This window comes from Streptomyces sp. NBC_01428 (assembly GCF_036231965.1).
Classification (GTDB): Bacteria; Actinomycetota; Actinomycetes; order Streptomycetales; family Streptomycetaceae; genus Streptomyces.
The window spans coordinates 5,202,341-5,217,988 of record NZ_CP109499.1 but is presented as its reverse complement, the minus strand read 5'-3'; the positions used below and the strand labels follow the sequence as shown (position 1 = coordinate 5,217,988).

Sequence of the window (15,648 nt, the reverse complement as noted above, 5' to 3'; positions counted from 1 at the left end):
CGCCTGGCGTACGAGTTCGTCCGCGGGTCTCCCCACCGACATATCTGATGGGTCGTCAGATCGCTGTCCACAAGCAGGCTAACCCCGCGCCTATGGACCGACAAGGCGGTGAGCCCTACGCTCTGCGCACGATCTGACAGACCGTCAGCTCTGGCCCGTGCGACACGGACGCCGTGGCGAACGCCCCCGGGGGGTCGAAGTGAACGACACCGCACACGCCCTGAGTTCCGCCCGCACGCTGTGGGAACTGGTCGAGCGCCGCGCCCGGCTCACCCCCGACCGGCCCGTCCTGCTCCAGGGCGACCGCTCGCTGACCTTCGGCGCGTTGCGCGAGCGTTCCGAGCGGGTGGCGGCCGGCCTGTACGAGCGGGGCGTGCGCCCCGGCACGGTCGTCGCCTGGCAGCTGCCCACCCGGATCGAGACCGCTCTGCTGTCCTTCGCGCTGGCCCGCGTCGGCGCGGTGCAGACCCCCGTCATCCCCTTCTACCGGGACCGCGAGGTGGGCTTCGCGCTGCGCGAGTCGAAGGCGGCCCACTTCGCCGTGCCGGGCGAGTGGCGCGGCTTCGACCACACGGCGATGGCGCACCGGCTCGGCGCGCGGAACGTCTTCGAGGCGTACGACGACCTGCCCGACGGCGATCCCGCCGTGCTGCCCCCGCCGCCCTCCGACGGCACCACCGTCCGCTGGATCTACTGGACCTCGGGCACCACCTCGGACCCCAAGGGCGTGCTGCACACCGACCGTTCCCTGATCGCGGGCGGTTCCTGCCTCGCGCACGCCCTGCACCTCTCCGCCGACGACGTGGGCTCGATGGCCTTCCCGTACGCGCACATCGCCGGTCCCGACTACACGGTGATGCTGCTGCTGTACGGCTTCCCCGCCGTGATGTTCGAGCACTTCGCGCTGCCCGCGGCACTGGAGGAGTACCGCAGGCACGGCGTGACGGTGGCGGGCGGGTCGACCGCCTTCTACGCGATGTTCCTCGCCGAGCAGCGCAAACGGCCCGGCGAACCGGTACTGCCCGCGCTGCGGCTGCTCGCCGGCGGCGGGGCGCCGAAACCGCCCGAGGTCTACCACGCGGTGGTCCGGGAGATGGGCGTGCAGCTCACCCACGGGTACGGGATGACCGAGGTCCCGATGATCACGATGGGCGCGCCGGACGACACGGCGGAGAACCTCGCGACCACGGAGGGCCGGCCGCCGGACGGCATGGAGATACGGATCGTGGACGCGGCGGGAGCGCCCCGGCCGGCCGGCGTCGACGGGGACGTGCGGCTGCGGGGCGAGGCGGTGTGCCGGGGCTATCTGGACCCGGCGCAGACGGCGGAGGCCTTCGACGCGGACGGGTTCCTGGTCACCGGGGACGTCGGGCATCTGACGGAGAGCGGGCATCTGGTGCTCACCGGGCGGGTGAAGGACATCATCATCCGCAAGGGCGAGAACATCTCCGCGAAGGAGATCGAGGACCTGCTGCACCGGCATCCGGCCGTCGGGGACGTCGCGGTGATCGGCCTGCCCGACGCCGAGCGCGGGGAGCGGGTCTGCGCGGTGGTCGAACAGCCCCCGGGGTCACCGGGGTTGACGCTGGCCGCGCTGACCTCGTATCTGCGCGGCGAGGGGCTCTCCGTGCACAAGCTGCCGGAGCAGCTGGAGGTCGTCGACGCCCTGCCGCGCAACGAGACGCTGCGCAAGGTGCTCAAGTACCGGCTCAGGGAGCGGTTCTCGGCGTGAGGAGGAGGCCGGGACCCCGTCGTCCGGGCCGTCCCGTGCGGGCGGGTGCGGCGCCGCGCGGTCGGGCCGCCGCGCGGGTGCCGTGGACTCCGTGGGCGCGGCGGGCTACTCCGGCACCGTGAAGTAGCGGGCGAACGCGGCGACGACCTCCGTCTCGCCGATCCGTCCGTCGGTGTCGGCGTCGAGGGCGGTGGCCGCCGCCGCGGCGGTGTCCTCGTCCGCGCCGAGGGCGGCGAGGACGCGCCGGGTCTCGTCGAGCGTGGCCGTGCCGTCCCCGTCGGTGTCCGCCACCGCGAGGGCCGCGTGCAGGAAGGGGCGGGCGATCTCGGCGAACCGCTCGGGGTTGTCCCGCAGCCGCTTCACCGCGCCGCTCACGAACTCCTCGCGGGTGATGCGCTGGTCACCGTCCCGGTCCGCTATGCCGGCCATGCCCTGCCAGAACGCCTCGGCGCCGATGTAGAGGGCCTGGCCCTTGTCCGACCGGGCCGCCGTACCGAACGCGGAGAGCACGGCCTTGGCCGCGGCGTTGAAGTCCTCCCGGTCGATGTAGCCGTTGCCGTCCTGGTCGAATCCGGCGAACCGGGCGGCAATCCTGTGTTCGTACTCGCTGCTGACCATGGTGTGTTCGGACCGCCTCACTGCTCAGCCGGCCGTGGCCGGACTGCGGTTCATCTGGCACGGAGCGTACGACGCGCGGGCCGCGGCGGGAGGCGAAAACGACGGTTGTGCCAAGACCGCGGGAATTACGGGACAACGGTGTGGCACTGCGTCGCGCGGTGCGCCGGGGACGTCACGGTGGGCGAGGCCCGGACGCGACGGTGACGGAGCGCACCCGCCGCGGTGATCAGGCGGACAGCGGGCGGGACTCCTCGTCGAGCGCCTCGTCGACGTCCGGGTACACGTCGAAGAGGCGGCGCACGCCGAGCGCCGCGAGGACACGGTTGACGTGGGAGCCCTCCACCGCGCCCTGGGCGGGCAGGATCAGCCGCAGCCGGCCCTGGCAGGACCGCATCAGACGGCGCGTGGCGATCAGGACGCCGACACCGCTGGAGTCGCAGAACAGCACCTCGGAGAGGTCCAGGACGATGCTGTGCCGCCCCTCCGCCACCACGTCGTGCACGCCCTGGCGCAGCACGGGCGCCGTCACGAGGTCGAGCTCGCCCGACACCCGCAGCACGGCCCAGTCGCCCACGTCGCGGCTCACCGCGTTCAGGCCGTCCGCGCGGCCCGTACCCGCTCTGCCGCGCACGCCGCCCTCGCTGTCGGTCACGTCGGTCACCTCGGTCACCTTGAGCGTCACCGCCACGCCTCTCGCTCGCCTCGTCCCGCAGAAACGGAAGCCGTCCGTACGCTTCCTTCCAGCGCGGCTGCCCAGCCCTCATGACGCGAAACACCGATTCGTGGTTGCGTGAATCGGCCTTCCATCAAACACGGATCCGGCTCGGAAGAAACGCCGGTCTACGGTCGAAAATGCTCGACGAGGGGCCTGTTTCGGTCGTGTACGGACTCATACGGTCGCGCCCGGGGGTGGAAGCGGCGCGCTTCTACCATCCGTGGCTGGTTCGGGGGCGCACATTGACGCAAAGGGGCGTGCGCTGTCGGACGTGCCGACTACATTCAGGACAGCAGGAGCGCACAGGCTGGACGGCGGACCGCATGGCTGCCCGGCGAATGGGGACACGTCCGTACACAGGCCGGTCGCACGGACAGGCGCCGCGCACGACAGCGCACGACGAGGGGTCAGGGGGCCGCATGACCAAGCAGGACGCACCGCCCCGCTGGGACCGCAAGATGCAGCAGCGGCTCGCCCGCGGGGAGGCGGCCGCGCTCGGCGAGTTCTACGACCGGTTCGCCTCGCTCGTGCACGGCCTCGCCCACCGCGTGCTGGGCGACGAGCGGGCCGCCGACGGCATCACCCGCGAGGTCTTCACCCATGTCTGGGAGAACCCCGACGCGTACGACCCCCGGCAGGGGCCGCTGCGTTCCTGGGTGGCCGGTCTGACCCACCGCCTGGCCGTGCAGCGGCTGCGTGCCACCGAGACCGCGGCCCTCGCGCAGGGCGGCCACGGCACGGCCGAGGAGCTGGAGCGCAAGGTCCGCAGCGCCTCCGTGGCGGCCCGCGCGGACTACATCGTCACCTCCATGCCGGCCCCGCTGCGGGCCGCGCTGGACCTCGCCTACCTCCAGCGGCGGGACTACCGCCAGGCGGCGGCCGACCTCGGCGTGACCGAGGACGAGGCCCGCCGCCGGCTCCGGCTGGGCCTCCAGCTCCTGTCCACCGCCCACGACGCGGGACCCACCGGGCCGCCGTCGCCGTACGGGGGTGCGCGGTGAGCGGAGAGGCGGACCGCTCCGGGCCGCTCGGCCACGGTGACGGACCCGACGGCCCGGACGGCCACGGACGCCACCGGGAGCACAGGGATCCGGAGAAGCCGGAGGAGTACCCGGCGTATCCGGAGCACCCCGGGCACCCGGAGGCGGGGATACCCCTGCCGCGTTCCTCCGTGGAGGACACCGGACTGCCGCTGCCCGAAGCGGCCGCAGCGTCCCTCGCCGTGCCCGTCCCCGCGCCGCTCGTCCTGGAGCACCGTGTCCTGAAGTCACTGCTCGGCGCGTGGGCGCTGGCCGCCTGCTCGGCGGACGAGACGACCGCCGTCGAGGAGCACCTCGGGGAGTGCGGCGCGTGCGCGGACGAGGCGCTGCGGCTGCGCGGGGCGGTCGGCCTGCTGCACCCGGCGGAGAGCCTCGACCTGGACCCGACGCTGCGCACCCGGGTCCTCGCGGGCTGCCTCGACCGGCGTCCGCCGCGTATCCCGGTCCCCGAGTGGGCCGCTCCCTACGACGCGGAGAGCGCTCGGCTCGACGCGCTGCTGCAGGACATCGGCGGCGCCGAGTGGCACGCCCCGGTGCGGCTGCGCTGGTTCGACGGCGACGCTCCCACCAGCCGCCGGACGACGGTGGCGGGCGTCATCGCCCATCTGCTGAGCGTCGACGGCCTGGTGGCCGTCGCGCTGGGCCTGGACGACCCGCTCGGCGACGCGGGCTCGCCCGGACAGACCCCGCAGGGGCGCACCGAGACGTACTGGCGCGCCTCGCACTTCCCGCCCACCCGGTCCGTGCGCGGGCCCTGGCGGGCGCAGAGCCACGACATCGTGCGGACGGTGTCGTTCGTGGACGGCGGCGGCTCCTCCCGCTCGGGCAAGGACGGTTCCGGCGGCCTGACCGTGCCGTACGGCGGGTTCGAACTGCCGCTGAGCGACTCGCTGCTGGACCGGGCCTTCGAGTGCTGGGTGCACGCCTGGGACATCGCGGAGGCGGTGGACTACCCGTACGAGCCGCCCGCCGCCCGGCACCTCCACCGGATGATCGACCTGGCCGCGCGGATGCTGCCCGGTTCGCTGGCCGAGCGGCGCAGGGCGGGGCTCTCGGCCCCGCCGGTACGGCATCTGGTCGCCGCGGGCACCGGGGGACGCAGCCTGCGCCTGGAGATCGAGGGATCCGGGGGCGGCGAGTGGCTGATCCCGCTGGACTCCCCCGGCGCCGTCGGGTCCGCCGAGCACGCGGTGGCCCATGTCGCTCTGGACGGCGTGGAGTTCTGCCGGCTCGCGGCGGGTCACGTCTCCCCGGAGGAGGCGGCCGCGGGACAGGACGGCGACCGCGAGGCCATCAGGGACGTCCTGTTCGCGGCGGCGTCACTGAGCCGGATGTGACCGCGCCCGGACCGCCCGCGCCGCGACGGCCCGTACGCGCCTGAGACGTGTGCGGGCGGGCCGGTGTCCGTGGCCGGTCGCACGGCCCGTGACCCCTGCGCCCATGCCCGCTGCGCCCACGACCCGTCGGCCACCGGACCCGCGTCCGCCGGGGCCGGTCCGCCGCGCTACGCGAAGATGACCGTGCGGCGGCCGTTGAGCAGGATGCGGCGTTCAGCGTGCCACTTCACCGCGCGGGCGAGCGCCTGGCACTCGACGTCCCGGCCGATGGCGACGAGCTGGTCGGGGGTCACGTCGTGGCCGACGCGCTCGACCTCCTGCTCGATGATCGGGCCCTCGTCGAGGTCCGCGGTCACGTAGTGCGCGGTGGCGCCGATCAGCTTCACACCCCGGGCGTGCGCCTGGTGGTACGGCTTCGCGCCCTTGAAGCTCGGCAGGAACGAGTGGTGGATGTTGATGATGCGGCCGCTGAGCTGCTTGCACAGGTCGTCCGAGAGGACCTGCATGTAGCGGGCGAGGACGACCAGTTCGACACCCTGCTCGCGCACCAGCTCCAGCAGCTGCGCCTCGGCGTCCGCCTTGGTGTCCTTCGTCACCGCGATGTGGTGGAAGGGGATGTCGTAGGAGCCGACCAGTTCGGCGAAGTCCGTGTGGTTGGACACGACGGCCGCGATGTCGACGGGCAGGGCGCCGATCCGGGCGCGGAAGAGCAGGTCGTTCAGGCAGTGACCGAACTTGCTGACCAGGAGGACGATCCGCATCCGGTCCTCGGCCCGGTGGATCTGCCAGTCCATGTGGAAGGCGTCGCCGATCGCCGCGAAGCTCGCCCGCAGTTTCTCGACCGTCACCGGGGACTCCGCGGAGAAGTGCACGCGCATGAAGAACAGGCCGGTGTCGTGGTCGCCGAACTGCTGACTGTCCTCGATGTTGCAGCCGGTCATGAACAGATAGCTGGACACGGCGTGCACGATGCCCTGCTTGTCGGGGCAGGACAGGGTCAGGACGTACTGCTCGGCGGCGGGCGCGCTCCCGCGGACGGACGGCTCATTCATGCCGGACAGGTTCCCATACCGGGCCCCCGCGGGGCACGGGCGTCCCGCAGCGCGGACGTCCCCCGGTCCGGCGGGACCGGGGGGGAGTGCCGGCCGGGGCCGCTACGCGGAGCGCGTGAGGATGCGCAGGACTTCCAGCGTGCGCGGCGGCACGTCGGGGTCCTCGCCGTCACTGGTCGCGAGCCGGACGTGGGCGGCGCGCGCGGCGTGCACGGCGTCCGGCCACGCCTGGTGGTCGACGTAGGCGGAGACGGGGGCGTCGGGGCCGACCTGGTGCATGATCCGCAGGACGCGCAGGACGGCGGTGTCCACGAGGACCGCCTCCTCGGAGTCGCGGAAGATCGTGCCGACGTACTTCTCGGCGGACCAGTTGTCGAGCCAGGTGTCCTCGACCAGCCGGTACACGGCGTCGGTGACGTCCCCGTACCCGTCGACGCCGGCGAGCCAGACGTCGCGCTGGAAGGCGGGGTCGGAGAGCATGTGCAGCGCGGAACGCACATTGCTGCGCCAGCGCCACCACGGCATGTCGTTCAGTGGCATGCCGCCCATGGTGGATGAGTGACGGCCGCGACGGGAAGAGTTCTCCGAACCTTGCACGGTCACCGATCGTACGTTCCCTGTGAAAAACACATCACCGGCCCCCTTCCTTCACCTCTGCGTCATCTCCTCTTGACCACGAGTCACTCAAGGGTTCGCCGTGTGAGGGAATCGTGCATGTCCATGACCGGTAGGCGACGTACGCGCACCACCTCCCCCGTCCAGCGCCGTCGGCCCCTGAAGGCCGTACTGCTGTCCACGTGCGCGCTGGGGGCGTGTGCGTCGATCGCCGTCGGGTGCGGGGCCGTCCCCGGTGTCACGGGGGGCTCCGGGGACGGCTCGATCAAGGTGATGACCTGGGCGCCGGAGAAGACGGCCGCGACCAACCAGCCCGGGATGCCCGCGATGGCCCGGACCTACGCCCGCTGGGTCAACGCCCACGGCGGCATCGACGGCCACAAGCTGGAGGTCCTCACCTGCAACGACCACAACGACTCCATCGACGCCGCGCACTGCGCCGAGCGGGCCGTGGACGAGGACGTCGTCGCGGTGGTCGGCTCCTACAGCCAGCACAGCACGTCGTTCTTCTCGCCGCTGGAGAGCGCTGGCATCCCCTTCATCGGCGGCTACGGCGTCACCGACGCCGAGTTCACCAGTCCGCTCTCCTATCCGGTCAACGGCGGCCAGCCCGCGCTGCTGGCCGGCCTCGGCGAGCAGCTCGCCAAGAACTGCGGTCCCGTGTCGCTGATCCGCCCGGACACCACGGCCGGTGACCAGCTCCCGGTGCTGCTCGACTCGGGCCTCAAGGCGGAGGGCCACCCGCAGGCGGCCGACCAGCGGGCCGCCGAGGACGCCACGGAGTACTCCCGTCCGACGCAGCAGGCGCTCCGGCACGCGACCTCCGACCTGGCCAGGCGCGGCTGTGTGGTGCCCGCCCTCGGCAACCGCACCGACACGTTCATGGACTCCTTCCGGCGGGACAGCACGAAGTACCCGAAGGTCCGCACCGGCACGGTCCTCGGCAGCGTCGACCAGTCGCGGATCGACGCCGCCGGCGGCAGGTCGGGGCCGTACGAGGGTTCGTACGTCACCGGCTGGTACCCGGCCGCCGACGACGCGCGCTGGAACGAGATGCGCTCGGTGATCAAGGAGCAGGCGTTCGGCGACAACCGGATCGACCCGGCCGACGTCGGCGTGCAGACCACCTGGATCGCCTACACCGTGCTGAGGAAGGCGATCGAGTCGCTCGGTTCGGGCGAGATCACCCCGCTGGCCATCCGGCGGACGCTCGACAACGGCCTCAAGGTGAACACCGGCGGCCTCACGCCGACGCTGCGCTGGCGCTTCGAGGACCTGATCGGCGCCATCGACTTTCCGCGCCTGGTCAACGGGGACGTCACCTTCCAGGTCGTCCGCGACGGCCGGCTGACACCCGCACGCCGCGGGTTCGTGAACATGTCGAAGACGCTGGAGAGCGCCGAGTAGGAACCAGCGGTCCCGTCACGACGAACGCCGGCCCGGCCCCTCCGAACGAACGGGGGGCCGGGCCGGCGTCTCGGTCACGGGGCCCGGTCCCGCGGGTCCCGCCGGAGCGGGGCGCGGGCCGTCGGCACCGGGTGCGGGCCGTCAGAGCTGGGTGCGGGCCGTCAGAGCTGGGTGCGGGTGCGCTGGGTCAGCCCGTACTTCGAGGCGATGGAGTTCCAGAGCCGCGCGGCCTTCTCCTTCTGGGCGGAGGCCGTGCCGCTGGCCTGGTTGCCCGCCAGGGTCTGCCCGGTGGTGCGGGCCTGGTTCTTGTGGCAGCCCTTGCGGCCCTTGGCCTGGTCGGCCCAGGCCGCGTAGTGGTTGTCGGCCGACGCGGAGGCCTTCCAGCCGCTGGTGAGCGCGGCGGTCAGTCCGGCGTGGTCCGGGAGCTTGTCGACGGTGAGGCCGGAGAGCCGGGTGACCAGCTCGCCGCGCTGCTTGGCGGCGTCGCGCAGACTGCCCGCGGCCTGGTCGAGGTTCCGGCACGCCTTCACGTCGCCGACGGCCTTGATCACGGAGTCGCGGCTGCTGGTGCTGTCGGCGAGGAGCTTGTCGAGCTCGACCGCCTGCGCCTTCACCGGGTCGGCGGCCGGGGCCGAGGACCCCTCCGACGCCGGCGCGGTCGCGGACACCGTCTTGCCGGTGTCGCCCTTCGCGTCGTCGTCCCCGCCGCCGCTGAGCAGGGCGCCCGCGCCGATCCCGAGGACCACGATGCCGATGCCGACCGCGGCGATCAGCGGGACACGCGAACGGCTCCTGCCACCGCCGCCCTGGCCGTCGTGGTCCGAGGGGCCGCCACGACGGGCGGCCGCCCGGCCGGCTGGGGCGTACGCGCCGGGCGCGTCCGGAGCGGAAGGGGTGCCGTACGGGTCGTGCGCGCCGTGCGGGGCCGGCGCCGCGGGGTCGAAGCGCGGCAGCTGCTGCGTCGAGGGGGGCGCGTCCGGTTCGCTGCGGAAGAGGTTGTCGAACTCCGCGGGGGGCTGCCGCTCCTCGGGTGCGCCCTGGCGCACCCCGTAGGAGTCGGCGGGCTGGGCCGGCACGGGAGCCATGAACTGGGTGGGATCGGCGTCGGAGCCTCCTGCCGGGGGCAGCGAGCCGGAGCCGTCCTGCGGAGTGCGTCCGAGGTAGCGCGTCGCGTCGGCGCCCTGGACCTCGGGCGGCAGCGCGCCCGGTCCGACGGGCGGTATGTACTGCGTGGCGCCCTCGTCCGGCGCCGCGGGGACGGGCGGGATGAACTGGGTCGCCCCCTCGTCACCACCCGGCCCGGCCGGTATGTACGGAATGTACTGGGTGGCACCCTCGTCCGCGGCCGGCGGCAGCGGCGCGGGCTGCGCGTCGGACCGGCCGTGCCGGGCGTGCGAGCCCTGCTGCCCGTCCGCGGCGCCGTACCCGTCGTACGCGTCGTAGCCCCCGGTCGCCCCGGCGCCGTGCGCACCGTGCGTGCCGTGGCCGTAGCCGTCCTGCCCGCCGTACGAGGACTGCGCGCCCTCGGGCGGCAGCGGGCCCGCGCCGGACGGCTGCTGCCAGCCCTGCGCTCCGTGGGAGCCCGCCTGCGTGGCGGTGCCCCACTCCTGGGCGGAGGGTGCGGAGCCGGACTGCTCGGGGGCCGCCCAGGTCTGGCCGCCCTGGCCCTGCGCTCCCCAGCCGTCGCCGGACTGCGGGGGCGGGCCGGCCGGCTGGTCGGGGCCCCACGGGCGGCCCCAGGCCTGGCCGCCCGCCGGGACGGCACGGTCACCCGTGGTGCCCGGCAGCAGCGGTTCGCCACCGTCCGAGGGCAGCACGATGCCTTCGCGCGCGGGCCGCGCCGAGGGCTCCTCGCCCTGTCCACTCTGCGTCACCGGGACTCCTACGAATGGGGGACCTTCGGAATCGTCGGCTCACGCTACCGGGTCCCAACAGGCCGGTGCCACGCAGCACCGGACGCGACCCGGGCACCCTGTGACACGGGTAACGAAACCGCCCCCGAATGCGCTGTATCTCACCCCGTTCCCCCACGGCGCCCGCGTTCTCCCGGTGTTCACGCGGACACCGGCCGAAAGTTCACCGGCGGGCCCCGCACGGCAGGCGGCGTGACGCACACCGCACCGCACGGGGGCGGCACCGGCGCACCGGACCGGGGGCGCACACGCCGTGCGCCCCCACCCCGTCCCGCGCGGCACCCGCCCTTCGGGGCGCACCACTCAACCCACGCGCCCCACGCGTCCGTTCAGGCCGCCGACTGCAACTCCATGCGCGCCCCGAACTCCCGCACCACCGCCTCGTCCCGGAACGGCTCCAGGCGCTGCTGGAGGTCGTCCAGGTACTCGGCGCCGCGGTTGGAGCGGAGGGTGCCGAGGAGTTCGACGGCCCGCAGTCCGGTGGTGCAGGCCTGCTCGATCTCGCGCTGCTGGACCTGTGCCGAGGCCAGCAGGACGTAGCCGATGGCGCGGCGGCGGGCTCGCGACTCGGGGTGCCCGGCGAGGGACTGCTCGGCGCACCGCGCGGCGGCCTCGGCCTGCCCGAGGTCGCGGTGGCAGTGGGCCAACTCGTCGGCCAGGTAGGCCTCGTCGAAGTGCGCGATCCACGTCGGGTCGTCCCCGGAGGCCGCGTCGGCGCCCTCCAGCGCGGTGACGGCCCGTCCGGACGCCGACTGCGCGGCCCGCGCGTCGCCCATCAGCGCGTGCCCGCGCGCCTCGGCGGCGAGGAACATCGCCTCGGCGCGCGGCGTCACCCGACCGCGCGCACCCTCCTGGGCCGCGCGCGCCAACTGCGCGATCTCCCGCGGGTTGCCGAGCTGGGCGGCCAGGTGGCTCATGGACGCGGCCAGCACGTAACCGCCGTAGCCGCGGTCGCCGGCGGCCTGCGCGAGCCGCAGCGCCTGGATGTAGTACCGCTGGGCGAGACCGGGTTGGCCGGTGTCGACCGCCATGTAGCCGGCGAGTTCGGTCAACCGGGACACGGCTGCGAACAGTTCGCGGCCGACCGCCTCACGGTAGGAGCCGGCCAGCAGCCCGGAGACGACGCTGTTCAGGTAGTGCACGACGACCGGGCGCACGTGTCCGCTGCCGTACTGGTGGTCGAGTTCGACGAGCGCCTGGGTCATCGCGCGGACCGCCGCCACGTCGGAGTGCCCGACGCGCGGGCCCGCCGAGCGCGCGACCTGCGCGTCCGGACCGGAGATCAGCCAGTCGCGGCTCGGCTCGACGAGCGCGGAGGCGGCGACGGACGACCCGGACAGGAAGTCGCGCCGCCCGACGTCGCTGCGCCACAGCTCGCAGACCTGCTCGATGGCGCCCAGCACGGTCGGCGAGAACTGGAGGCCGACGCCGGACGCCAGGTTCTTGCCGTTGGCCATGCCGATCTCGTCGATCGTGACCGTCCGGCCGAGTTTGCGTCCCAGGGCCTCGGCGATGATCGCCGGAGCCCGCCCCCGCGGCTGCTGGCCGCGCAGCCAGCGCGCCACCGACGTCTTGTCGTACCGCAGGTCGAGCCCGTGTTCGGCACCGCACATGTTGACGCGGCGGGCCAGCCCGGCGTTCGAGCAGCCCGCCTCCTGGATGAGCGCCTGGAGCCGTTCGTTCGGCTGCCTGGCGATGAGCGGCCTTGCGGCCATGGCGTACCCCCTGTGGCTGCGGTGCCTGCCCACGCACCGAGTTGACGTGTCTTCGCCGGCCCACCCACCGAAAGAAGTCGGCCGGGAAGATCAATGCCCCGCGGACATGCCGAAGATGCGGGACATGTGAGGATTGCCGGGGTAAGGACGGTTGCCCGAACCCCACCCCTGGTTACCCACTCCCGGCTGCCGTTCCTCCCGCGCGCCCCCGCACGTGCATCCATGCGCCCCGGGCGGGGAATCGATGCCCCGCCCTCGCGCGCGTGTCCCCCGTAACCCGAGGTGGGCCGGGGAGTTGAGTTCCACGTGGAAGAGACCATCGCAGGCACCGAGACCGCGCAGATCCCCCAGCAGCGTGGCGAGTCGCTGCAGGAAACCGCCGTGCGCTATGCCGAGGAGCGCCACTGGGACGTGTTCCCCGGCACTTGGCTGGAAGCAGTCGACGGGGTGCAGCGCTGCTCCTGCGGCGAGCCGACCTGTGCCGTGCCGGGGGCGCATCCGGCGCGCGACGACTGGGCGACCCAGGCGACGGGCAGCGCGACCGTGGCGCGGCGGCTGTGGTCGAAGCAGCCGACGGCGTCGATCCTGCTGCCCACGGGGCGTACGTTCGACGCGATCGACGTGCCGGAGTCGGCCGGGTTCCTGGCGCTCGCCCGGATGGAGCGGATGGAGCTCACCCTCGGGCCCGTGACGTGCACCCCGGACCGGCGGATGCACTTCTTCGTCCTTCCCGGTGCCACGGCGAAGGTCCCCGACCTCGTCCGCCGGCTGGGCTGGCCGCCCGCCTCCCTGGACCTGGTCGCGCTCGGCGAGGGCGCGTACGTGGCGGCGCCGCCCACCCGCTTCGGTTCGCGGGGCGCCGTGCAGTGGGCGTGCCGTCCGACGCCGGCGAACCGGTGGCTGCCCGACGCGGAGGAGCTGATCTCCCCCCTCGCCTACGCCTGCGGCCGGGACCGGTAGGCCCGGCGAAGCGGCAGCGTCCGGGACGCCGGGACGAACGTTCCGGCGACTTCGGCACGCCGTCTCTCCCGAGCGGCCGGGCTGCCCGCCTCTCGTAGTCCCCGTTGGGGCGGATGGGCCCTAGGGTGCGTGTATGAGCGAGGGAGCGAAGGACGACGGGGTGCCCGCCGTGCGGGTGCGCGGGCTCTGGAAGCGGTTCGGGGAGCAGATCGCCGTCGCCGGCATCGATCTGGACCTGCCCGCCGGACAGTTCATCGGGCTCGTCGGGCCGAACGGGGCGGGCAAGACGACCACCCTGTCGATGGTGACGGGGCTGCTGCGGCCCGATCAGGGCGTCGTCGAGGTCGTCGGGCACGACGTGTGGCGCGACCCGGTGGCGGTGAAGGCGCGGATCGGTGTGCTGCCGGAGGGGCTGCGGCTCTTCGAGCGGCTCTCCGGACGCGAACTCCTCGCGTACACCGGCCGGTTGCGGGGACTGCCGGGCGCCGAGGTCGACAAGCGCGCGGGGCAGCTCCTCGACGTCCTCGACCTGGCGGGCGCCCAGCACAAACTCGTCGTCGACTACTCGACCGGCATGCGCAAGAAGATCGGTCTGGCCTGCGCCCTGCTGCACAACCCCGAAGTCCTCTTCCTGGACGAGCCGTTCGAGGGCGTCGACCCGGTGTCCGCGCAGACCATCCGCGGTGTCCTGGAGCGGTACACCGCCTCCGGCGCGACCGTCGTCTTCTCCTCCCATGTGATGGAACTCGTCGAGTCGCTGTGCGACTGGGTCGCCGTCATGGCCGCCGGCCGCATCCGCGCGCACGGCCCTCTCGCGCAGGTGCGCGGCGACGCGCCCTCGCTCCAGCAGGCGTTCCTGGAGCTGGTCGGCGCCCACGGCCGCGACACGGTGACCGATCTGGACTGGCTGGGCGGCGGGGCCGCGCGATGACCACCGTCCCGGACGTCTCCGCCGCGTCGATCACCCCGGTCGTCGTCCGTCTGAAACTCTCCCTGCTGCGCAACGGGCTGCGCCAGTCCGGGGGGCGGCGGGCCGCGTACATCGTCTCCGTCGTCGTCGCCCTGCTGGTCGCGGCGCTCCAGCTGCTCGGCCTGATCGCGCTGCGCGGCAACGCGCACGCCGCCGCCGTCTCGCTGCCGCTGGTCGCGGTGCTGGCGCTCGGCTGGGCCGTGATGCCGCTGTTCTTCCCCAGCGGCGACGAGACCCTCGACCCGACGCGTCTGGTGATGCTGCCGCTGCGCCCGCAGCCACTGGTCCGGGCGCTGCTGGTCGCGTCCCTGGTCGGCGTCGGACCGCTGTTCACGCTGTGTCTGCTGACCGGTTCGGTGATCTCGGTCGCGCACGGGGCCACGGCCTGGGTGACGGCGGTCGTCGGGGTCGTCCTCGCCCTGCTGGTCTGCGTGGCCCTCGCACGGGCGGTCGCGGCGGCCAACATCCGGCTGCTGTCGAGCCGCAAGGGCCGTGACCTGGCGGTGCTCAGCGGCCTGGTCGTCGCGGTCGGGGCGCAGCTGGTCAACTTCGGCGCCCAGCGCCTCGGTTCGTCGGGCGGACTGTCGGCCCTCGATCCGGCGGCGGATGTGCTGCGCTGGGTGCCGCCCGCCTCGGCGATCGGCGCGGTGGACTCGGCGAGCGAGGGGTCGTACGGGAGCGCGGTCGTGCAGCTGGCGCTGTGCGGGGCCGCCCTGGCGGGGCTGCTGGCCCTGTGGTCCCGCCATCTGACGCGGCTGATGACCTCCCCGGACGGGTCGACGCTCCAGGCCGCGGAGCCCGCCGCGCGGGAGCGGGGGTCCTCGGGGCTCGGGCGGCTGCTGCCGGCCGGGCGCACGGGCACGGTCATGGAACGCAGCCTCCGCTACGTGTGGCGCGACCCGAAGACCAAGGCGGCCTGGGTGACGTCGCTGGCCATCGGGCTGATCGTGCCGGTGTTCAACGCCCTGCAGGGCACCGGCTCGGCCTACTTCGCGTGCTTCGCGGCGGGCATGCTCGGGATCCAGATGTACAACCAGTTCGGGCAGGACACGTCCGCGTTCTGGATCGTCGCGATGACGATCTCCTCGTCCCGGGACGCCTACGTCGAACTGCGCGGGCGGGCGCTGGCCCTGCTGCTGATCACCCTGCCGTACGCGACGCTGGTGAGCGTGCTGACGACCGCGCTGCTCGGCGCCTGGCGGCAGCTGCCGGAGGTACTCGGCCTGTCGTTCGCGCTGCTCGGGGCGATGCTGGCGACCGGGGCCTGGTCCTCGGCCCGTTTCCCGTACTCCATCCCGCAGGAGGGCTACAAGAACGTGGCGCCCGGGCAGGCCGGTCTCGCCTGGATCGCCATCTTCGGCGGGATGGTCTCGGCCGCCCTGCTGTCCGCTCCCGTCATCGCCCTGACGATCTGGCTGAACGTGAGCGCGGACGGGGACCGGTGGAACTGGCTGCTGCTGCCCCTGGGGGCCCTCTACGGCGCCCTGATCACCCTGCTGGGGCTGCGTCTGGCGGCGCCCCGGACGGCCCGCCGGCTGCCGGAGATCCTGGCCGCGGTCAGCAAGGGGTAGCCG

At 73.6% G+C, this 15,648-nt stretch carries 13 protein-coding genes; 7 read left to right on the top strand and 6 right to left on the bottom strand.

The genetic code is table 11. The annotated features are described in order from the left end of the window. Positions 1–199 precede the first annotated feature (199 nt). Entirely contained in the window at positions 200–1,732 is a 1,533-nt protein-coding gene (locus tag OG406_RS22700) for a class I adenylate-forming enzyme family protein (protein ID WP_164371532.1), read from the top strand. Positions 1,733–1,837: 105 nt separating this feature from the next. On the opposite strand, the gene OG406_RS22695 is transcribed toward OG406_RS22700, so the two are convergent. Further along, positions 1,838–2,350: an EF-hand domain-containing protein gene (locus OG406_RS22695; protein WP_267051125.1), complete on the bottom strand. Its 513-nt coding sequence runs from the start codon at positions 2,348–2,350 to the stop codon at positions 1,838–1,840. Between the two features lie 226 nt (positions 2,351–2,576). After that, entirely contained in the window at positions 2,577–2,945 is a 369-nt protein-coding gene (locus OG406_RS22690; RefSeq protein ID WP_081221637.1) for an STAS domain-containing protein, read from the bottom strand. A gap of 539 nt (positions 2,946–3,484) precedes the next feature. Here OG406_RS22690 and OG406_RS22685 point away from each other — a divergent pair. Together OG406_RS22685 and OG406_RS22680 are read left to right on the top strand one after the other, a co-directional pair. Continuing rightward, positions 3,485–4,066 carry an RNA polymerase sigma factor gene (locus tag OG406_RS22685; RefSeq protein ID WP_081217862.1) on the top strand — a complete coding sequence of 194 codons (582 nt, stop codon included), beginning with the start codon at positions 3,485–3,487 and terminating at the stop codon, positions 4,064–4,066. After that, entirely contained in the window at positions 4,063–5,442 is a 1,380-nt protein-coding gene (locus OG406_RS22680; protein WP_267051126.1) for a zf-HC2 domain-containing protein, read from the top strand. The genes OG406_RS22685 and OG406_RS22680 overlap by 4 nt, the downstream gene beginning before the upstream one ends. A 167-nt stretch (positions 5,443–5,609) precedes the next feature. Here OG406_RS22680 and purU read toward each other — a convergent pair whose 3' ends face one another. Then, a complete protein-coding gene (purU, locus tag OG406_RS22675) occupies positions 5,610–6,494 on the bottom strand; it encodes a formyltetrahydrofolate deformylase (protein ID WP_164371529.1) in 885 nt (294 codons plus the stop codon). Between the two features lie 102 nt (positions 6,495–6,596). Further along, positions 6,597–7,097, bottom strand: coding sequence for an SCO4402 family protein (locus tag OG406_RS22670; protein WP_081217865.1), 501 nt, complete (start codon positions 7,095–7,097; stop codon positions 6,597–6,599). Positions 7,098–7,214: 117 nt separating this feature from the next. Between OG406_RS22670 and OG406_RS22665 the strand changes: the two genes are divergently transcribed. Then, positions 7,215–8,516 carry an ABC transporter substrate-binding protein gene (locus OG406_RS22665; RefSeq protein WP_329190927.1) on the top strand — a complete coding sequence of 434 codons (1,302 nt, stop codon included), beginning with the start codon at positions 7,215–7,217 and terminating at the stop codon, positions 8,514–8,516. Between the two features lie 161 nt (positions 8,517–8,677). Here the strand turns inward: OG406_RS22665 and OG406_RS22660 are convergent, their stop codons facing one another. Both OG406_RS22660 and OG406_RS22655 read right to left on the bottom strand, forming a co-directional pair. Next, positions 8,678–10,390 (bottom strand): hypothetical protein, encoded by a 1,713-nt coding sequence (locus OG406_RS22660; RefSeq protein ID WP_329187443.1) that lies wholly within the window; start codon positions 10,388–10,390, stop codon positions 8,678–8,680. A 368-nt stretch (positions 10,391–10,758) separates the two neighbouring features. Then, positions 10,759–12,144, bottom strand: coding sequence for a transcriptional regulator (locus tag OG406_RS22655; protein ID WP_266614616.1), 1,386 nt, complete (start codon positions 12,142–12,144; stop codon positions 10,759–10,761). 306 nt (positions 12,145–12,450) lie between these two features. Between OG406_RS22655 and OG406_RS22650 the strand changes: the two genes are divergently transcribed. The 3 genes from OG406_RS22650 (at position 12,451) to OG406_RS22640 (ending at position 15,645) form a co-directional block, all read left to right on the top strand. Next, a complete protein-coding gene (locus OG406_RS22650; protein ID WP_329187441.1) occupies positions 12,451–13,104 on the top strand; it encodes a bifunctional DNA primase/polymerase in 654 nt (217 codons plus the stop codon). 133 nt (positions 13,105–13,237) lie between these two features. After that, positions 13,238–14,035 (top strand): ABC transporter ATP-binding protein, encoded by a 798-nt coding sequence (locus tag OG406_RS22645; protein WP_266614619.1) that lies wholly within the window; start codon positions 13,238–13,240, stop codon positions 14,033–14,035. Then, positions 14,032–15,645: a transporter gene (locus OG406_RS22640; RefSeq protein ID WP_267051128.1), complete on the top strand. Its 1,614-nt coding sequence runs from the start codon at positions 14,032–14,034 to the stop codon at positions 15,643–15,645. Before OG406_RS22645 ends, OG406_RS22640 begins: the two co-directional genes overlap by 4 nt. Positions 15,646–15,648 lie beyond the last annotated feature (3 nt).